The 20,099-nt window shown below is 65.2% G+C and carries 16 protein-coding genes; 13 read left to right on the top strand and 3 right to left on the bottom strand.

Annotated elements, in window-relative coordinates:
• Positions 1–44 precede the first annotated feature (44 nt).
• Positions 45–455, bottom strand: a complete 411-nt coding sequence (gene msrB / locus CupriaWKF_RS08855; protein WP_276097550.1) for a peptide-methionine (R)-S-oxide reductase MsrB — start codon at positions 453–455, stop codon at positions 45–47.
• A 116-nt stretch (positions 456–571) separates the two neighbouring features.
• Complete coding sequence (locus CupriaWKF_RS08850; protein WP_276097549.1) at positions 572–2,134, bottom strand: protein adenylyltransferase SelO; 1,563 nt, start codon at positions 2,132–2,134, stop codon at positions 572–574.
• A gap of 361 nt (positions 2,135–2,495) precedes the next feature.
• On the opposite strand from CupriaWKF_RS08850, the gene CupriaWKF_RS08845 reads away from it, so the two are divergent.
• The 6 genes from CupriaWKF_RS08845 (at position 2,496) to CupriaWKF_RS08820 (ending at position 9,453) form a co-directional block, all read left to right on the top strand.
• Positions 2,496–4,121, top strand: coding sequence for a 3-(methylthio)propionyl-CoA ligase (locus tag CupriaWKF_RS08845; protein WP_276097548.1), 1,626 nt, complete (start codon positions 2,496–2,498; stop codon positions 4,119–4,121).
• 145 nt (positions 4,122–4,266) lie between these two features.
• Positions 4,267–5,517: a branched-chain amino acid ABC transporter substrate-binding protein gene (locus CupriaWKF_RS08840; RefSeq protein WP_276097547.1), complete on the top strand. Its 1,251-nt coding sequence runs from the start codon at positions 4,267–4,269 to the stop codon at positions 5,515–5,517.
• Positions 5,518–5,687: 170 nt separating this feature from the next.
• Positions 5,688–6,635 (top strand): branched-chain amino acid ABC transporter permease, encoded by a 948-nt coding sequence (locus CupriaWKF_RS08835; RefSeq protein WP_276097546.1) that lies wholly within the window; start codon positions 5,688–5,690, stop codon positions 6,633–6,635.
• A 3-nt stretch (positions 6,636–6,638) separates the two neighbouring features.
• Positions 6,639–7,958, top strand: coding sequence for a branched-chain amino acid ABC transporter permease (locus tag CupriaWKF_RS08830; RefSeq protein WP_276097545.1), 1,320 nt, complete (start codon positions 6,639–6,641; stop codon positions 7,956–7,958).
• On the top strand, positions 7,955–8,740 hold the full coding sequence (locus CupriaWKF_RS08825) for an ABC transporter ATP-binding protein (RefSeq protein WP_276097544.1): 786 nt from the start codon (positions 7,955–7,957) through the stop codon (positions 8,738–8,740). The genes CupriaWKF_RS08830 and CupriaWKF_RS08825 overlap by 4 nt, the downstream gene beginning before the upstream one ends.
• Positions 8,740–9,453, top strand: a complete 714-nt coding sequence (locus CupriaWKF_RS08820; protein ID WP_276097543.1) for an ABC transporter ATP-binding protein — start codon at positions 8,740–8,742, stop codon at positions 9,451–9,453. The genes CupriaWKF_RS08825 and CupriaWKF_RS08820 overlap by 1 nt, the downstream gene beginning before the upstream one ends.
• A gap of 36 nt (positions 9,454–9,489) precedes the next feature.
• Here CupriaWKF_RS08820 and CupriaWKF_RS08815 read toward each other — a convergent pair whose 3' ends face one another.
• The gene (locus tag CupriaWKF_RS08815; protein ID WP_276097542.1) at positions 9,490–11,010 is read right to left on the bottom strand and encodes an amino acid permease; all 1,521 of its coding nucleotides are present in this window, start codon (positions 11,008–11,010) and stop codon (positions 9,490–9,492) included.
• A 501-nt stretch (positions 11,011–11,511) separates the two neighbouring features.
• Between CupriaWKF_RS08815 and CupriaWKF_RS08810 the strand changes: the two genes are divergently transcribed.
• The 7 genes from CupriaWKF_RS08810 (at position 11,512) to CupriaWKF_RS08780 (ending at position 20,098) form a co-directional block, all read left to right on the top strand.
• A complete protein-coding gene (locus CupriaWKF_RS08810) occupies positions 11,512–13,593 on the top strand; it encodes a 3-hydroxyacyl-CoA dehydrogenase NAD-binding domain-containing protein (protein WP_276097541.1) in 2,082 nt (693 codons plus the stop codon).
• 34 nt (positions 13,594–13,627) lie between these two features.
• A complete protein-coding gene (gene pncA, locus CupriaWKF_RS08805; RefSeq protein WP_276097540.1) occupies positions 13,628–14,266 on the top strand; it encodes a bifunctional nicotinamidase/pyrazinamidase in 639 nt (212 codons plus the stop codon).
• 47 nt (positions 14,267–14,313) lie between these two features.
• Positions 14,314–15,492, top strand: a complete 1,179-nt coding sequence (locus CupriaWKF_RS08800) for an acetyl-CoA C-acyltransferase (RefSeq protein ID WP_276097539.1) — start codon at positions 14,314–14,316, stop codon at positions 15,490–15,492.
• Positions 15,493–15,736: 244 nt separating this feature from the next.
• A complete protein-coding gene (locus tag CupriaWKF_RS08795) occupies positions 15,737–17,599 on the top strand; it encodes an acyl-CoA dehydrogenase (protein WP_276097538.1) in 1,863 nt (620 codons plus the stop codon).
• A 48-nt stretch (positions 17,600–17,647) separates the two neighbouring features.
• Complete coding sequence (locus tag CupriaWKF_RS08790; protein ID WP_276097537.1) at positions 17,648–18,430, top strand: SDR family oxidoreductase; 783 nt, start codon at positions 17,648–17,650, stop codon at positions 18,428–18,430.
• 118 nt (positions 18,431–18,548) lie between these two features.
• On the top strand, positions 18,549–18,986 hold the full coding sequence (locus tag CupriaWKF_RS08785; RefSeq protein ID WP_276097536.1) for a PaaI family thioesterase: 438 nt from the start codon (positions 18,549–18,551) through the stop codon (positions 18,984–18,986).
• A 101-nt stretch (positions 18,987–19,087) separates the two neighbouring features.
• Positions 19,088–20,098 carry an NADP-dependent oxidoreductase gene (locus CupriaWKF_RS08780; RefSeq protein WP_276097535.1) on the top strand — a complete coding sequence of 337 codons (1,011 nt, stop codon included), beginning with the start codon at positions 19,088–19,090 and terminating at the stop codon, positions 20,096–20,098.
• The last annotated feature ends 1 nt before the right edge of the window (position 20,099 follow it).

Here is a 20,099-nt window from a genome sequence, read left to right as displayed (position 1 = left end):
CGCGCCCGGCCCGCGGGCCGGCAGCGCGGCCGGGCGCGTGTGCGTCAGCCGTCGCGCTCAGCCGGGTCGCGATCGTCGAATTTTAACGCAGCCGAGTTGATGCAATAGCGAAGCCCGGTCGGTGCGGGGCCATCTTCGAATACGTGGCCGAGATGGCTGCCGCATTCCTTGCAGCGGACCTCGACGCGTACCATGCCGTGCGTGTGGTCGGTGTGCTCCGAGATCACCTCGCCGTTGATCGGCCGGAAGTAGCTGGGCCAGCCGCAGCCGGCGTCGAACTTGGTGGCCGATTCGAACAGCGGAGTGCCGCAGCCTACGCACTTGAAGATGCCGCTGTCCCAGTGGTCCCAGTAGCGGCCCGTGAACGGGCGTTCGGTCGCGGCCTCGCGCGTGACACGGTATTCGATGTCGGAAAGTTGCTGGCGCCACTCGGCGTCGGTCTTGCTTGTGGTCATGCTGGATCCTTTCGGTAGGGGGCTGGCGTGTCATGCCGGCCTCACGCATTGGTCGCGGCCGTGGTTCGAACCTTACACCAGCGCGGGAAGGCGTGCCGGGCGGCGTCCGGGCGACATCACGACGAACAGCTCACCTCGATTCCGGACGCCCAGTCGGGCGGCAGCGCCGCGTAGGCTTCCGACTCCGGCTGTTCGTCGAAGGGACGCGACAGCACGGCGAGCAGCCGGTCCACTTCGCTGAAGTCCTTTTCCCGCGCGCGGCGGATGGCGGTTTCGGCAAGATGGTTGCGCAGCACATACTTGGGGTTGACTGCCAGCATGGCGGCGCGCCGGGCGCTGTCGTCGGACTGCTCCGCCCGCAGCCTGGCCCGGTAACCCTCCGCCCAGGCGTCCCAGGCGGCACGGTCGAGGAACAGGTCGCGCACCGGGGTGTCGCTGGCGCCGTCCAAAGAGGAGATGTGGGCGAGGTTGCGCCAGAACAAGGTGTAGTCCACGCGCTGCGCGTGCAGCAGCTGGAACAGGCTGGTCATCAGCGGCTCGTCTTCGTTGTCGCCGCCGGCCGGCATGCGCAGGCCAAGCTTGGCCCGGTAGTGGCGGAAGAATTCGCTCGCGTAACGGTCTCGGAACGGGTCCAGCGCTGCGCGCGCCTGCGTCACGGCGTCTTCGCGCGCGGTGTCATCGGCGCCCGGCTCCAGCCACAAGGGCAGCAGCGCCTGCGCCAGGCAATGCAGGTTCCAGAACGCGACCTGCGGCTGCTGACTGTACGCATAGCGGCCCTGCGTGTCCGAATGGTTGCAGATGTGGTTGGCGTCGAACGCGTCGAGGAAGCCGAACGGGCCGTAATCGATGGTCAGGCCGAGGATCGACATATTGTCGGTATTCATCACGCCGTGGCAAAAGCCGATCGCCTGCCAGTGCGCCACCATGTCGGCCGTGCGCAGCGAGACCTCTCGCAGCAGGGCCTGGTAGGGCTGGGCGGACTCGCGGCAGGCCGGCATGAAGTTGTCGATGACGAAATCGGCCAGCTGGCGCAGCGCGGCAACGTCCTCGTGTGCGGCAAAGTGTTCGAAGTGCCCGAAGCGGATGAACGTGGGCGCAAGCCGCGTCACCACCGCGGCGGTCTCGATGGTTTCGCGCCGCACCGGCGCGTCGGAGCCGACGATGCTCAGTGCGCGCGTGGTCGGCACGCCAAGTGCCGCCATGGCTTCGGAACACAGGTACTCGCGGATCGATGAGCGCAGCACCGCGCGGCCGTCGGCCATGCGCGAATAGGGCGTGAGTCCGGCACCCTTGAGCTGGATCTCCCACGGGCCGGTATCGGTCTGCGCCTGCGCGAGGCGGATTGCCCGGCCATCGCCAAGCTGTCCCGCCCACACGCCGAACTGATGTCCCGAGTAGACAGTGGCCAGCGGGTCGGCCCATTCGGGAATGCTGTTGCCGACAAACGCTTCAATGAAGTCCGGCTGCGCCGGGGCCTCGGCCGGCATGCCCAGCAGGGCAGCGGCGGCCGGCGCGATGCTGACCAGGTAGGGCGAGGGCAGCGGCGTGGGGCGCAGCTTCGTGAAGAAGCGCTCGCCGAGGCCGGCAAATCCGGGTTCGGTCTGGAATGGCGCGCGGAACGTCGCACCGTTGCCGGAGACATCGCGTTGGACGGAAGGTTGATTGACGGTATCGGACATTGTCTGGGGGCGGGCCGCGCGGCGACGGATTCAGGCACGGATAGGGTAAACGCCGCGTGTGGGCAGTGCAGCGCCGGCATGCCGAATTTCCCGGAAGTGCGCTTGCGTGCTAGGGAAAACGACATGTTGAGGCGCAACATGGCTCGCAGTATTGTACTTCCACATCCGGACCGGGCCCTCCAGGCTGCCTTATCACACGCAATGTTCTTCCCATTGATTGCGTCGATGAATCCGGTGCATGAAGGGCAGTGCACAACGGAATCCCGTTGACGTTGATCCAAGGTGTGGGAACAATCGCCAAAAAATAGAACGATTGTTCGTTTTCAGACGGAAATCCCCAAAAAATTCAGGAGACTGTTTCATGGCATTGATGGGTCAAATGATGAGCGCGCCGCTGCTCATTTCCTCGATCATCAAGCACGCTGCCCGCTACTACGGTGGCACCGAAATCGTCTCGCGACGCACCGAAGGCGACCTTCACCGCTATACCTATCGCGACTGCGAGCTGCGCGCCCGCAAGCTGGCCCAGGCGCTGGGCGCGCTCGGGGTGAAACAGGGCGACCGCGTCGGCACCCTGGCCTGGAATGGCTATCGCCACCTTGAGATCTACTACGGCGTGTCCGGCATGGGCGCGGTCTGCCACACGATCAATCCGCGCCTGTTTCCGGAGCAGATCGCCTATATCGTCAACCATGCCGAAGACGGCTACGTCTTCTTCGACCTGACCTTCCTGCCGCTGGTGGAAGGCTTGGCGCCGCATTGCCCGAACGTGAAGGGCTGGGTGCTGATGAGCGACCGCGCCCATATGCCGGCCGAGACCAAGGTCCCGCTTCTTTGCTACGAAGAACTGATCGACGCCCAGGACGGCAACTACGAATGGCCGCAGTTCGACGAGGGCCTCGCGTCGAGCCTGTGCTACACGTCCGGCACGACGGGCAACCCGAAGGGCGCCTTGTACTCGCATCGCTCCACCGTTCTGCATTCCTATGCTTCGGCGTTGCCGGATGCACTGGGCTGCTCGGCGCGTGACGTGATCCTGCCAGTGGTCCCGATGTTCCACGTCAACGCCTGGGGCCTGCCATATTCGGTGCCGCTGGTCGGTGCGAAGCTCGTGTTGCCGGGCCCCAAGCTGGATGGCGCTTCCCTGTACGAGTTGTTCGAGCAGGAAAAGGTGACCTTCTCCGCCGGCGTACCTACGGTATGGCTGGGCCTGCTGCAGCATGTGCAGGCCAACAACCTGAAGTTCTCCACCTTCCGCCGTACCGTGATCGGCGGGTCGGCGGTGCCACCGGCAATGATCCGCGCGCTGCGGGCCCTGGATGTCGAAGTCATCCACGGCTGGGGCATGACCGAGATGTCGCCGCTGGGCACCACCTGCAAGCTGCTGGCCAAGCACGAGGCGCTGTCCGAGGAGGCGTGCCAGAAGGTCCTTGAGAAGCAGGGCCGCGTGCTGTTTGGCGTGGATATGAAGATTGTCGATGGCGACGGCCAGGAGCTGCCCTGGGACGGCAAGGCCTTCGGCGACCTGTTGGTGCGCGGTCCCTGGATCATCGAGCGCTATTTCCGCAATGACGCCAACCCGCTCGTCGACGGCTGGTTCCCGACCGGAGACGTGGCCACGATCGATCCCGACGGCTACATGCAGATCACCGACCGCAGCAAGGACGTGATCAAGTCCGGCGGCGAGTGGATTTCGTCGATCGATATCGAGAACGTGGCCGCGGCCCATCCGGCCGTGCACATGGCTGCCTGCATTTCCGTGTACCACCCGAAGTGGGACGAGCGCCCGCTGCTCGTGGTGGTGAAGAAGCCCAATGCCGAAGTCAGCAAGGAGGAACTGCTGAAGTTCTTCGAAGGCAAGGTCGCCAAGTGGTGGATTCCGGACGACGTGGCCTTCGTCAGTGAAATCCCGCTGACCGCCACCGGCAAGATGCAGAAGCTCAAGCTGCGCGAGCAGTTCAAGGACTACCGCCTGCCGACAGCCTGAGGCGGGAATGGGCATCCGCCACGCCGTGCCAGCTTGCGGCACGGCGACGGCGGGGCAGCCGGCGGGATGCGTGCAGAGCGCTCGAGGATTCGCCCGGCAAGCCGCAATCGATGACAAGCCAACGACAAGAGTGAAGGAGACAGGTATGACCAAAATGCGTCCGCTGGTGGCCGGCGTGGCCGCGTTCGCGGCACTGGGTTCTGCGCTGGTTTCGGGCACGGCACTCGCGGATACGGTGAAGATCGCCTTCATCGATCCGCTCTCGGGGCTCATGGCCCCCGTTGGACAGAACCAGCTCAAGAGCTGGCAGTATGTGGCCGAGGTGGCCAACCAGAAGGGGTGGGGCGGTGCCCACAAGTTCGAGGTGGTGGGCTTCGACAACAAGCTGTCGCCGCAGGAGAGCCTGACCATCCTGAAGCAAGTGGCCGACCAGGGCATCCGCTACATCGTGCAGGGCAACGGCTCGTCGGTGGGCATGGCGCTGGAAGACGCAGTGGCCAAGCACAATGAGCGCAATCCGGGCAAGGAAATCGTCTACCTGAACTACGCCGCGGTGGACCCGGACATGACCAACAGCAAGTGCAACTACTGGCATTTCCGGCTCGACGCCAATTCCGACATGAAGATGGAGGCCCTGACCACGTACCTGGCCAAGGACCCCAACGTCAAGAAGGTCTACCTGATCAACCAGAACTACTCGTTCGGCCACCAGGTGGCGCGCGCAGCGAAGGACTACCTGAAGCGCAAGCGTCCCGACATCCAGATCGTCGGCGAGGACCTGCACCCGCTCGCCCAGGTGAAGGACTTCGCGCCGTACGCGGCCAAGATCAAGGCCTCCGGCGCCGATACCGTGATCACGGGCAACTGGGGCAGCGACCTCGCGCTGCTGATCAAGGCGGGCAAGGATGCCGGCCTGACCACCAACTACTACACGTACTACGCCGGCACCACCGGCGTGCCGACGGCCATGGGCTCCGCCGGCGCCGAGCACGTCAAGTACGTCGGCTACTACAACCCGAACAACGAGGGCTTCAAGGGCGCCGACATCATCGAGGGCTACAAGAAGAAGTACAACGACGACTTCTACGTGATGGCCGCCTACACCGGCGTGGCCATGCTGGCCAAGGCCGTCAAGACCACCAACTCCACCGATCCGGTCAAGGTCGCCAAGGCCATGGAGGGCATCAAGGTGGACAGCATGAACGGCCCGGTCGAGATGCGCAACACCGACCACCAGGCCCAGCAGTCGCTGGTGGTGGCCACCTGGACCAAGGTCAACGGCAAGGACGTCAAGTACGACCAGGAGAACACCGGCTACGGCTGGAAGACCAATGCGCTGATGGACCAGTACGTCGCGGCGCAACCGACTTCCTGCCAGATGAAGCGGCCGGGCTGATCCTGCCCATGGCGGGCCGGCCGGCAGCATAAAAAGCCGGCCGCCCGATCCTGCATACTTTCGGTCGAAACCGGGGAGCGTCCGCGCACCGCATGGGCGCGGCAGGATGGCGCTCACCCTTGTCAAACCGGATGGCTGCGCCGCCGCGCAGCCGGATTGAAGGATAAGTTGTGGAATTCTTCGTCATCTCCCTGTTGAACGGCATCAGCTACGGGCTGCTGTTGTTCATGCTCTCTTCAGGCCTCACCCTGATCTTCAGCATGATGGGCGTGCTCAATTTCGCGCACGCCAGCTTCTACATGCTCGGGGCCTACTTCGCCTATACCGTCGCCAGCAAGATCGGGTTCTGGCCCGCGCTGATCCTGGCGCCGCTGCTGGTGGCATGTGCCGGCGCGCTGGTGGAACGCTTCGGCCTGCGCACCGTGCACAAGTACGGACACGTGGCCGAGCTGCTGTTCACGTTCGGGCTGGCCTACCTGATCGAGGAAGGCGTCAAGCTCGTGTGGGGCCTGGCCGCCGTGCCATACCGCATCCCGGCCGAACTCGACGGGCCGCTGTTTACGGTGTTCACGTCGTCGTTCCCCAAGTACCGCGCCTTCATGATGCTGGTCTCGCTGGGCATGCTGGTGGCGATCTATCTCGTGCTGACGCGCACGCGCATCGGCCTGGTGATCCAGGCCGCGCTGACGCACCCGGAGATGGTCGAGGCGCTCGGCCACAACGTGCCGCGCGTGTTCATGATGGTGTTCGGCGGCGGCGCCGCGCTGGCGGGCTTGGCGGGCGTCATCGGCGGCAACGCCTTTGTCACCGAGCCGTCGATGGCGGCGGCGGTCGGCTCGATCGTCTTCGTGGTGGCGGTGGTGGGCGGCATGGGCTCGCTGGTGGGAGCGTTTATCGCGTCCATCCTGATCGGCGTGCTGCAAACCTTCGCGGTGACCATCGATGCCTCGCTGGCCGGCCTGTTCAACAGCATTGGCCTGGCCGTGAGCGACACCACGCCGTTCTATTCGCTGTGGAAGCTCACCGTGGCCCAGGTGGCGCCGGTGCTGCCGTACCTGCTGCTGGTGCTGATGCTGATCTTCCGGCCGCGCGGCCTGATGGGAACCCGGGAGAGCTGAGCCATGAGAATCGAAACGACGATGGAACCACGCCGTGAAGCGGTCGTAACCGGCCGTACCGTGCACTACAAGCCGCTGAACCTCGCGCGCTGGCTGATCTGGAGCCTGACCGTGCTGGTGATGCTGGTGCTGCCGCTGATCTTCAGTGGCGGGTTCGCGATCACGCTGATGTCGCAGATGGGCATCATGATCATCTTCGCGCTGTCGTACAACATGCTGCTCGGGCAGACCGGCATGCTGTCGTTCGGTCATGCGGTGTACTCGGGGCTGGGTGCCTTCATTGCCGTGCATGTACTCAATATGGCGGGCGCGGGCAAGGTCTGGCTGCCGGTGTCGATGCTGCCGCTGGTGGGCGGCATGGCCGGCGCCTTCTTCGGCGTGCTGTTCGGCTATGTGACCACCAAGAAGTCGGGCACCACCTTCGCCATGATCACCATGGGCATCGGCGAGATGGTGTTCGCCAGCTCGCTGATGTTCCCGGAGTTCTTCGGCGGCGAAGGCGGCATCTCGACCAACCGCGTGGTGGGCGACCCGTTCCTCGGCATCACCTTCGGTCCGGGGCGCCAGGTGTACTACCTGATCGCCGCATGGTGCCTGGTGTCGATGGTGGCCATGTACGCATGGACGCAGACGCCGCTCGGCCGCATCGCCAATGCGGTGCGCGACAACCCGGAGCGCGTCGAGTTCATCGGCTACAACACGCAGCGCGTGCGTTATCTGGTGCTGATCCTGTCGGCATTCTTCGCAGGCATCTCCGGTGCGCTGTCGGCGATCAATTTCGAGATCGTCTCGGCCGAGAACGTCAGCGCGGTGCGCTCCGGCGGCGTGTTGCTGGCGGCGTTCATCGGCGGTGCGGGTGTGTTCTTCGGGCCTGTCATTGGCGCGGTGGTTTTCATGCTGTTTGCCGTGGCACTGTCGGACCTGACCAAGGCGTGGCTGCTGTACCTGGGCCTGTTCTTCGTGCTGATGGTGATGTTCGTGCCGGGCGGCATTGCCAGCCTGCTGCTGATGCAGATGCCGCTGGTGGCGAAAGGCAAGTTCAGGCAGATGCTGCCGTCCTACGGGCGTGCGGCGGCGGCGGGCGTAGTGCTGCTGGCGGCCATGATCCTGACCGTGGAACTGGTCTACAAGGTCCAGGTGGACAGCGCCAACGGTACCGACATGTCGCTGTTCGGCATCGGCTTCGATGCGGGCACGCCGGTGCCGTGGGCAGTCGCGGCCGTGCTGTGGGTGGCGGGGCTGCTGGCCTGGCGCATGGCGGCAGCGCGCGTGCGCGCCGCATGGGACAAGGTGCAAGGGGAAATCGCGGGAGGCAGGGCATGACAGCGGCACTGGAACTGACCGATGTACGCAAGAAGTTCGGCCAGACGGAAATCATCCGCGGCGTGAACCTGACCATTGGCAAGGGCGAGCGCCACGCGCTGATCGGGCCCAACGGCGCGGGCAAGTCGACAACGTTCAACCTGATCTCGGGACGGTTTGCGCCGACCACCGGCTCGGTGCGCCTGAACGGACAGGAAATCGGCGGGCTGCAGCCGTTTGCCATCAACCGCATGGGGCTGTCGCGCAGCTTCCAGATCACCAATATCTTCCACCGCCTGTCGGTATTCGAGAACCTGCGCTGCGCGGTGCTGTGGTCGCTCGGGTACAAGTACTCGTTCTGGCACCGCCTGTCGGCGCTGCGCGACGCGCGCGAGCGCGCCGAGGAGGTGCTGGAACTGATCGGCATGCAGCATCGGCGCGACTCGCAGGCCGGGCTGCTGACGTACGCGGAGCAGCGTGCGCTGGAAATCGGCATCACCATCGCCGGCGGCGCCGACGTGATCCTGCTCGACGAGCCCACGGCTGGCATGAGCCGCTCGGAATCGGACCACGCGGTCGAGCTGATCCGCAAGGTCACCGCGGGCAAGACGCTGGTGATGGTCGAGCACGACATGAGCGTGGTGTTCGGGCTGGCCGACCGCATCTCGGTGCTGGTCTACGGCGAGGTGATCGCCACCGATACGCCGCAGGCCATCCGCAACAACCGCAAGGTCAAGGAGGCTTACCTGGGTACCACGCTGGACGAAGGTGCCACGGAAGGCGCCACCGAAGGAGCGCACTGATGGCAAAGCGCATGCTGGACGTAACCGGGCTGCACGCCTACTACGGCAAGAGCCACATCCTCCACGGCGTGGACGCGCATATCGACGAAGGCGAGATCGTCGCGCTGCTCGGGCGCAACGGCGTGGGGCGCTCGACCATGGCCAAGGCCATCCTCGGCATGGTCAAGGCGGAGGGATCGGTGCGCTTTCGCGACGAGGAGATCCTGGGGCGCCGCACCTTCGAGATTGCCCACCTCGGCATCGGCTATGTGCCGGAGAACCGCGATATCTTCCCGACGCTGACGGTGCGCCAGAACCTGTTGCTCGGCGAGAAGCGCAATCCGCGCCAAGCGACGCCACGCTGGTCCATGAACGACATGTTCAAGATGTTCCCGCGCCTGAAGGAGCGCGAGAACACCGCGGCGGGCGTATTGTCAGGCGGCGAGCAGCAGATGCTGACGCTGTGCCGCACGCTGATGGGCGACCCCGACCTGATCCTGATCGACGAGCCGACCGAGGGCCTCGCGCCGATGATCGTGACGCTGGTGGGCGACTACCTCAAGACGCTGAAGGAGCGCGGCGTATCGGTGCTGCTGATCGAGCAGAAGCTGGCCATTGCCCTGGATATCTCGCAGCGGGTGTACGTGATGGGCCACGGGCACATCGTGTTCGAGGGCACGCCGAACGAGTTGAAGGCGAATGCGCAGGTGCGCAAGGAGTGGCTGGAGGTATAGCTGTGCCGGCGCGGCCGAGGCCGGTCGCGCCAGGCTTCACGCATGCACCGTCTGCTTGTCGGCGTGCACTGCGCGCTTTGGCAATTCGAACGGCATATCCTCATAGTCGATCAGGCGCGTCTTCCTGACGATGCGGTAACCGAGCCACAGCGCCAGGAACACCGGTACGCCGATATAGGTGGCGATGATCTCGGGCCAGCGGTTCGGAATATCCGCAAAGGCCTGATAGTTCTGTCCGGCCACGATGACGAGGCAAAGCACCCCGGCGAAGACGGGCCCGAACGGATACAGCGGCGAACGGTAGGCCAGCGCGTTGACGTCATAGCCCTGGTAGACCAGCCCGCGGCGGAAGCGATAGTGGCTGACGGCGATGCCGAACCAGGCGAAGAAGCCGGTCATTGCGGAGGTGTTCAGCAGCCACAGATACACGGCCTTGTCGCCAAACAGCGAGCTGAAGAAGCACAGCGCGCCGATGGCGGTGGTGACCAGCAGCGCATTGAACGGCACGCCGCTCACGGTCAGCTTGCCGAGCCAGCGCGGCGCGCGGCCGCTGACGGCAAGGCCATAGAGAATGCGCGTGGAGACATACATGCTCGACGTGCCGGCCGACAGCAGGGCGGTCAGCACCACCGCATTCATCAGGCCCGCGGCAAAGGCCAGCCCGGCGTGGCGGAACACCAGCGCGAACGGGCTCACGCCGACGTCGGTGACATCATTGCGCAGCAGGTTCGGGTCCGTATAGGGAATCAGCACGCCGATGATCAGGATGGCGATCACATAGAACAGCAGGATGCGCCAGAAGGTCTGGCGGATCGCGCGCGGGATGGTCTGCGCGGGATTCTCTGCCTCGCCTGCTGCCACACCGACGGTTTCGGTGCCCTGGAACGAGAAGCCCGCGATCATCGCCACGCCGATCATGGCCGGTATGCCGCCTACGAACGGCGCGTCGCCGATGGTGAAGTTGTGCCAGCCGGATTGCGGCCCGTCTTTCATGATGCCGAAGATCATCAGCAGGCCCACGCCCAGGAACACGATGACCGTGATCACCTTGATCAGCGCGAACCAGTACTCGGCCTCGCCGAAGCCGCGCACCGAAAACGCGTTGAGCGCGAACATCAGCAGCAGGAAACCCGCGCTCCACGCCACGCCAGGCATGCCGGGAAACCAGTACTGCATCACGAGCTGCGCCGCCGTGAGTTCGACGGCAATGGTCACGGCCAGGCTGAACCAGTAGTTCCAGCCAAGCGCAAAGCCGAAGCCTTCGTCGACATAGAGCGCACTGTAGGTAACGAAGGAGCCGGCCACGGGCATGTGGACGGCCAGTTCGCCCAGGCTGGTCATCAGGCAGTACACCATGAAACCGAGCAGCGCATACATCAGCAGGGCGCCGCCAGGACCGGCCTGCGCGATCGATGCGCCCGAGGCGACGAACAGCCCCGTGCCGACGGCGCCGCCGATGGCGATCATGGTGAGATGGCGCGCCTTGAGCTTGCGCTGGAGGTCGTCATGTTCGACGACCGGATGCTGGTGCGGTTGAGGGTGGGAGTGGGAAGACATCAGGGTCGCTGGAACTTCGCCTGCCCGGGCCTCTTCTGGAGATCCGGGGCCGAAAAATGAAAAGCCGGGAGTCTAACCTGTCTTTTTTGGAGAATCGCCCGCCGAGCTCAAATTAAGTCGCATACTGGCCTTGATCCGCAGCGTTGACTTCGCGAAAGTGCGGTGGCCGCCATGGGTTATTCCGCAAATGCTTGGCTGGACAAGGGTTTTCTCCGGGCATGGGACGGTGGACCCATGCATGCGGCGAAGGGCGGGAATAAAGGGCGCGCATGATGGCCAAATAGCCGAAAAATTAAAATTGAACGACCGTGCTATTTTGTGTATGCTGTGTTTCGCCCGTCGGCTGAAATGCTTGTCAGGCGAGGGAATGCGGAGGGTTTACCCTTTCATCGCGGTTTCGGCCGCGGATCGTGGAACGGTCGAAACAGGCCGGCAATGCAGCAAAGAACCATATTCGAGAATTCGAATCCCGAGACAACCCAAGACACCAAAGGAACCAGCATGACAGCGCAGTATCAGGTTCAGGACGGCGTAGCCGTCATCACGCTCGACAATCCTCCTGTCAACGGCCTGGGTCACGGCACCCGGCTTGGCATCGTCGATGGCATGACCCGTGCGCTGGACGATGCGGCCGTCAAGGCCATCGTCATTACCGGCGCCGGCAAGGCATTCTCGGGCGGTGCCGATATCCGTGAATTCAACACGCCCAAGGCCACGCAGGAACCGACGCTGCATTCGGTGATCCGCGTGATCGAGGGTTCGTCGAAGCCGGTGGTGGCCGCGGTCCATTCGGTGGCAATGGGCGGCGGCCTGGAACTGGCCCTGGGCTGCAACTACCGCGTGGCCGCGAAGGGTGCGCAGATCGCGCTGCCGGAAGTGAAGCTGGGCCTGCTGCCCGGCGCCGGCGGCACGCAGCGCCTGCCGCGCGTGATCGGCCTGGAAGCGGCCGCGAACATGATCGTCTCGGGCACCGCCGTGCCGTCCGAGAAGTTTGCCGGCACCAAGCTGTTCGACGAGATCGTCGATGGCGACGTGCTGCCCGCAGCGGTCAAGTTCGCCCAGAGCGTTGCCACGGCGCCCGGCCCGTATCCGAAGGTGCGCGACCTGAAGGTCCGCCACGAGAACCCGGAAGGCTTCCTCGGCTTCGCCAGGAACACCGTGGCCGCCATGGCCAAGAACTTCCCGGCGCCGCTGAAGTGCCTGGAAGCCGTGGCTGGTTCGCTCAAGCCGTTCGAGCAGGGCCTGAAGGAAGAGCGCGATGGCTTCCTGTACCTGGTGACGACGCCGGAATCGCGCGCACTGCGCCATGCGTTCTTCGGCGAGCGCGCCGCCAGCAAGATCCCCGACGTGCCGTCGGACACGCCGGTCCGCAAGATCGAAAAGATCGCCGTGATCGGCGCCGGCACCATGGGTGGCGGCATCAGCATGAACTTCCTGAACGCCGGCATTCCGGTCACGATCCTGGAAACCAAGCAGGAAGCGCTGGACCGCGGCGTGGGCATCATCCGCAAGAACTACGAGAACAGCGCCAAGAAGGGCAAGCTGACGCAGGAGAAGGTCGAGCAGCGCATGGGCCTGCTGTCGACCACGCTGTCCTATGACGACATCAAGGACGCCGACCTCGTCATCGAGGCCGTGTTCGAAGAGATGGGCGTCAAGGAAATCGTCTTCAAGAAGCTGGACGAAGTGATGAAGCAGGGCGCGATCCTGGCGTCGAACACCTCGACGCTCGACGTGGACAAGATCGCCTCGTTCACCACGCGTCCGCAGGACGTGGTCGGCATGCACTTCTTCAGCCCGGCCAACGTGATGAAGCTGCTCGAAGTCGTGCGCGGCGCCAAGACCGGCAAGGACGTGCTGGCCACTGTGATGGCGATCGGCAAGAAGATCAAGAAGACCGCCGTGGTGTCGGGCGTGTGCGACGGCTTCATCGGCAACCGTATGATCGAGCAGTACAGCCGCCAGGCCGGCTACCTGCTCGACGAAGGCGCGCTGCCGGAACAGGTGGACAAGGCCATCGAGAAGTTCGGTTTCGCCATGGGCCCGTTCCGCATGGGCGACCTGGCCGGCAACGACATCGGCTGGGCCATCCGCAAGCGCCGCGCTGTGGACAAGCCGGACATCCAGTACTCGAAGACCGCCGACCTGCTGTGCGAAATGGGCCGCTATGGCCAGAAGACCGGCGCCGGCTGGTACGACTACAAGGCGGGCGACCGCAAGCCGTACCCGAACCCGCAGGTCAACGACATGATCGTGCAGCATTCGAAGGACCTGGGCATCACGCGCCGCAAGATTTCCGACGAGGAAATCGTCGAGCGCCTGGTGTTCGCGCTGGTCAACGAAGGCGCGAAGATCCTGGAAGAAGGCATCGCGTCGAAGGCCTCGGATATCGACATGGTGTATCTGACCGGCTACGGCTTCCCGCTGTTCCGCGGCGGCCCGATGCTGTACGCCGACCAGGTTGGCCTCTACAACGTGGCACTGGCCATGAAGAAGTACGCCAAGGGCTACCACGGCGAGGCCTGGCAAGTGGCACCGCTGCTGCAGAAGCTGGCGGACGAAGGCAAGGGCTTCAACGACTGAGGCCCGGGCCGCAGCAAGGCTGACGGAGGCGAAAATGAGACCCGGTCCGGATGATTGCCTGCTGGTGATCGATGTGCAGAACGACTTCATGCCCGGCGGCGCGCTTGCCGTGCCGCATGGCGACGAGGTCGTGCCTGTGATCAACCGGCTGGCGCGTGAGTTTGCGCACGTGGTGCTGACGCAGGACTGGCACCCGGCGGACCATGTCTCGTTCGCCGCCAACCATGCCGGCGCCGAGCCGTTCCAGATGCTCGCGCTGCCGTACGGCCAGCAGGTGCTGTGGCCGGTCCACTGCGTGCAGGACACACCGGGTGCGGCCTTCCATGCCGGGCTCGACGTGCCCCATGCCAGGCTGGTGATCCGCAAGGGCCACCACACCGGCGTGGACAGCTACTCCGCCTTCCTGGAGGCGGACCGCAGCACGCGCACCGGACTGGCGGGCTACCTGCGCGAGCACGGCGTGAAGCGCGTGTTCCTGGCCGGGCTGGCGACCGACTACTGCGTGGCGTGGAGCGCGCTCGACGCGCGCGCCGCGGGTTTCGAAGCCGTGCTGATCGAGGATGCCTGCCGCGCTATCGACCTGAACGGGTCGCTGGCGCAAGCGTGGAAGGACCTCGCCGCTGCCGGCGTGAAGCGCATCCAGTCGGCCGAACTGCTGCAAGCCAGAGGCTGAACCGAACCAACCGAACTGAAAGACACCAAGATTCCGAGGAGCAAGACATGAACGAGGCAGTCATCGTATCCACCGCCCGCACCGGGCTGGCCAAGAGCTGGAAGGGCGCGTTCAACATGACCCATGGCGCGACGCTGGGCGGCCATGCCGTCGAGCACGCCATCGCGCGCGCCAGGATCGAAGCCGGCGAAGTGGAAGACGTGCTGATGGGCTGCGCCAACCCCGAAGGCGCCACCGGCTCCAACATCGCGCGCCAGATCGCACTGCGCGCCGGCTGCCCGGTCACCGTGCCGGGTGCGACCGTGAACCGCTTCTGCTCGTCCGGCCTGCAGACCATCGCCATGGCCGCGCAGCGCGTGATCGCCGATGAAGGCGACATCTTCGTGGCCGGCGGCGTGGAGAGCATCTCCTGCGTGCAGCAGGAAATGAACCGCCACATGATCGCAGATCCGTGGCTGGTCAAGAACAAGCCGGAAATCTACTGGAACATGCTTCAGACCGCCGAGAACGTGGCCAAGCGCTACAACATCTCGAAGGATCGCCAGGACGAATACGGCGTGCGCAGCCAGCAACGCGCCGCCGCCGCCCAGGAAGCCGGCAAGTTCAAGGACGAGATCGTGCCGATCACCGTGCTCGCGGGCGTGGCCGACAAGTCCACGGGCCAGCTGGTCACGAAGGAAGTGACCCTGGACCGCGACGAAGGCATCCGCGGTGACACCACGCTGGAAGCCGTGTCGAAGATCCGCACCGCAGTGCCGGGTGGCGTGGTCACCGCCGGCAATGCATCGCAATTCTCGGACGGCGCCTCGGCAGCCGTGGTGATGAATGCGCGCGTCGCCGCCGCCAAGGGCCTGCAGCCGCTGGGCGTGTTCCGCGGCTTTGCCGTGGCCGGTTGCGAGCCCGATGAAATGGGCATCGGCCCGGTGTTCGCGGTGCCCAAGCTGCTGAAGAAGGCCGGCCTGAAGGTCGATGACATCGGCCTGTGGGAACTGAACGAAGCCTTCGCCGTGCAGGTGCTGTATTGCGCCGACAAGCTGGGCATCCCGATGGATCGCCTGAACGTGAACGGTGGCGCGATCGCCGTGGGCCACCCGTACGGCGTGTCGGGCGCCCGCCTGGTCGGCCATGCGCTGATTGAAGGCAAGCGCCGTGGCGTGAAGTACGTGGTGGTTACCATGTGCATCGGCGGCGGCCAGGGCGCGGCAGGTCTGTTCGAAGTGCTGTAACTGCCGACAAAACCGGCACGCTGCCGGTTTGCTCCCCTCTCCCGCTTGCGGGAGAGGGGCAAGGGGTGAGGGCAGGCGGTGGCATACCACCATCCTGTACTTCGTAGTACCGCCCGGCCCTCACCCCAACCCTCTCCCGCAAGCGGGAGAGGGAGCACCCATACGGTGCTTCAATATCCGGTCGGTTTGCACAAGAAGGCAAAGAATTTGCGGTACGCCACGCAGCGCGCCGCATGGAGACACCATGTCGCTGATCCTTTCCCGCCGTGACCTGAATTTCGTCCTGTACGAATGGCTCAAGGCCGAAGAGCTGAGCCATATTCCTCGCTACGCCGACCACTCGCGCGAGACCTTCGACGCGGCGCTGGACACCTGCGAGAAGATCGCCACCGACCTGTTCGCGCCGCACAACAAGAAGAACGACCAGCACGAACCGGAGTTCGACGGCGAGACCGTTACCATCATCCCCGAGGTCAGTACGGCGCTGAAGGCCTTCTGCGAGGCCGGCCTGATGGCCGCCGGGCAGGACTACGAACTGGGCGGCATGCAGCTGCCGGTGCTGGTCGAGAAGGCCGGCTTCGCCTATTTCAAGGCCGCCAACGTCGGCACGAGTTCCTACCCGTTCCTGACCATCGGCAATGCCAATCTGCTGCTGACGCACGGCACGCCCGCGCAGATCGAGACCTTCGTCAAGCCGGAGATGGAAGGCCGTTTCTTCGGCACCATGTGCCTGTCGGAGCCGCAGGCAGGTTCGTCGCTGTCCGACGTGACCACGCGCGCCGAGTATGAAGGCGAATCGACGCTGGGCGCGCAATACCGGCTGCGCGGCAACAAGATGTGGATCTCGGCCGGCGAGCATGAGTTGTCGGAGAACATCGTCCACCTGGTGCTGGCCAAGATTCCGGGACCGGATGGCAAGCTCGTGCCGGGCGTGAAGGGCATCTCGCTGTTCATCGTGCCCAAGTACCTGGTCAATGCCGATGGCTCGCTCGGCGAGCACAACGACGTGGTGCTGGCGGGCCTGAACCACAAGATGGGCTACCGCGGCACAACAAACTGCCTGTTGAACTTCGGCGAGGGCATGAAGTACCAGCCCGGCGGCAAGGCCGGGGCGATCGGCTACCTGGTCGGCGAGGCCGGCAAGGGCCTGGCCTGCATGTTCCACATGATGAACGAGGCCCGCATCGGCGTGGGCCTGGGCGCGGTGACGCTCGGCTACACCGGCTACCTGCACGCGCTCGACTATGCGCGCAACCGTCCGCAGGGCCGCCCGGTCGGCCCCGGCGGCAAGGATCCCGCCAGCCCGCAGGTGAAGCTGGTCGAGCACGCGGATATCCGCCGCATGCTGCTGGCACAGAAGAGCTACGTGGAAGGCGGCCTGGCGCTGAACCTGTATTGCGCGAAGCTCGTCGACGAAGAGCGTGCCGCGGCCAGCGCCGGTGACACGGCCGCGCACGAGCGGCTGTCGCTGCTGCTGGACATCCTGACCCCGATCGCCAAGAGCTGGCCTTCGCAGTGGTGCCTGGAAGCGAACAGCCTGGCCATCCAGGTGCATGGCGGCTACGGCTATACCCGCGAATACAACGTCGAGCAGTTCTACCGCGACAACCGCCTGAACCCGATCCACGAAGGCACGCACGGCATCCAGGGCCTGGACCTGCTGGGCCGCAAGGTGGTGATGAAGGACGGCGCGGCATTCCGGCTGCTGGGCGAGCGCGTGCGGGCTACTTGCGAACGCGCATTGTCGACCGGCGACGCGGCGCTGGCCAGCGAGGCCCGTGCCCTCGGCGCCGCCGCAGCGCGCCTTGCGGACGTCACGAGGGTGCTCTGGAGCGCCGGCGACGCCAACGTGACACTGGCCAACGCCAGCATCTACCTGGAGGCCTTCGGCCACGTGGTGGTGGCCTGGATCTGGCTCGAGCAGGCGCTGGTGGCGCAAGCCGCACTGGCACGCGGCGCCAGCGGCGAGGACGAAGCTTTCTATCGCGGCAAGCTGGCCGCGGCCGCGTACTTTTCGCGTTGGGAGCTGCCGAAGGTTGGCCCGCAACTCGACCTGCTGGCCACGCTGGACCGCACCACGCTGGACATGCAGGACGCCTGGTTCTGACCAGCGCCGCCATTCCCCGAACATCGAGCACCATCAAGGAACCGAACCATGCGTACCATCCAGCAACTGTTTGACCTGAAGGGCCGTACCGCGCTGATCACCGGCGGTTCGCGCGGGCTTGGCCTGCAGATCGCCGAAGCGCTCGGCGAGCAGGGCGCGCGCGTGGTGCTGTCCGCGCGCAAGGCAGACGAACTGCAGGCCGCGCAGGCACACCTGAAAGCGCGCGGCATCGACGCCGACTGGATCGCCGCCGACGGCGCGCAGGAGGCCGATATTGTCCGCCTGGCCGATGAAGCGCTGGCCAGGCTCGGCCATGTCGACATCCTCGTCAACAACGCCGGCGCGACCTGGGGCGCCCCCGCCGAAGACCACCCGGTCGAGGCCTGGGACAAGGTGATGAACCTGAATATCCGCGGCCTGTTCCTGCTGAGCCAGCGCATCGGCAAGCTGTCGATGATTCCGCGGCGCTATGGCCGCATCATCAATGTCGCGTCGATCGCCGGTCTCTCGGGCAACCCGCCGGGGTCGATGGAGACCATTGCCTACAATACCTCGAAGGGCGCCGTGGTCAACTTCACGCGCACGCTGGCGGGCGAGTGGGGCGAGCACAACATCACCGTGAACGCGCTCGCGCCGGGCTTCTTCCCGTCGAAGATGACCAAGGGTTCGCTCGAGCGCATGGGCGTCGATGCCATGTGCGCGGGCGTGCCGCTGCACCGCCTTGGCGATGACGAGGACCTGAAGGGCGCGGCGCTGCTGTTCGCCAGCGATGCCGGCAAGCACATCACCGGCCAGATCCTGGCGGTGGACGGCGGCGTCAGCGCGGTCTGACGGCGATCCGCGCACGGTCCGAGCGATAGTCGGAGTTTGCGGCAATAATGCGGAACCGGTGCCGGCGGCACAGCCTGCCTTCGGCACCGCACCATCCCCCACACCGAATCGCATTGCCATGAACCAGCACACGGGCTCGCTGAGCCATATCCCTTTCCTTGCCGATCTCGGCGTGACTTGCAGCCTGGCGGAAGGCGGACGCAGCGAGATCTCGCTGCCGATCGAGACGCGCCACCAGAACAGCTGGGACATGGCCCACGGCGGCGTGATCATGACGCTGCTCGACGTGGCCATGGCGGTGGCCGGCCGCAGCAGCGATGCCGACGGCCGCGGCGTGGTCACCATCGAGATGAAGAGCAGCTTCATGGCGCCGGGGCGCGGCCGCCTGACCGCGCGCGGCACCACCGTGCATCGCACCACCACCATGGTGTTCTGCGAGGCCGAGATCGTCGACGCCGACGGCAAGACCGTGGCGCGCAGCTCGGGCACGTTCAAGTACATCCGGCGCATGCCGCCCCAGCGTCCGGGTGCCGCCGATACCGGCGCCGACGGCTGAGCGCCGGCGCCACAGGCACAACGGGGCGGCATGGCCGCACCGCAGCTTAGTTTCCACGCAGTTTCCTGCAGTTTTCCAACTCCCATTGGAAGGAACCGATCATGTCCAACACATTCAAGCGCATCGTCCTGGCCTCGCGTCCCGAAGGCGCGGTGACACCTGCCAACTTCCGGCTGGAAGAAGTGCCCGTGCCGCAGATTGCCGACGGCCAGGTGCTGGTGCGCAACCACTACCTGTCGCTGGACCCGTATATGCGCGGCCGCATGAACGACAGCAAGTCCTACGCCGTGCCGCAGCCGCTCAACGAGGTGATGATCGGCGGCACGGTTGGCGAAGTCGTGGCCAGCAAGAACGCAAAGTACAAGGTTGGCGACAAGGTCGTCGGCATGTTCGGCTGGCAGGAAATGGGGGTAAGCGACGGCACCGGCCTGCAGCCGGTGGACACCACGCATATTCCGCTGTCGGCCTACCTCGGTTCGGTCGGCATGCCAGGCGTGACGGCGTGGTACGGGCTGAACAAGATCATCCAGCCCAAGGCGGGCAGGACCGTGGTGGTCAGCGCCGCGTCGGGCGCGGTCGGCAGCGTGGTCGGGCAGCTGGCCAAGCTGGCTGGCTGCCGTGCGGTCGGCTTTGCGGGCGGCCAGGACAAGTGCGACTACGTGGTCAACGAACTCGGCTTCGACGCGTGCATCGACTACAAGGCGGCCAAGGATGCCAAGGAGCTCTACACCATGCTCAAGGCTGCCACGCCCGATGGCATTGATGGCTACTTCGAGAACGTGGGCGGCGATATCCTCGACGCTGTGCTGATGCGCATGAATGCGTTCGGCCGCATTGCCATGTGCGGCATGATCGCGGGCTACGACGGCCAGCCGCTGCCGCTGAAGAACCCGCAACTGATCCTGGTGTCGCGCCTGACCATCGAAGGCTTCATCGTGTCCGAGCATATGGATGTGTGGCCGCAGGCGCTGAAGGAACTGGGCACCGCTGTCGCGCAGGGCAAGATCAAGTTCCGCGAGTCCGTCGCGCAGGGCCTGGAAAGCGCGCCGGAAGCCTTTATGGGCCTGCTCAAGGGCAAGAACTTTGGCAAGCAGCTGGTGAAGCTGGTGTAAG

Source organism: Cupriavidus sp. WKF15 (genome assembly GCF_029278605.1).
GTDB lineage: Bacteria > Pseudomonadota > Gammaproteobacteria > Burkholderiales > Burkholderiaceae > Cupriavidus.
This window is presented reverse-complemented; position numbering and strand designations above follow the sequence as displayed.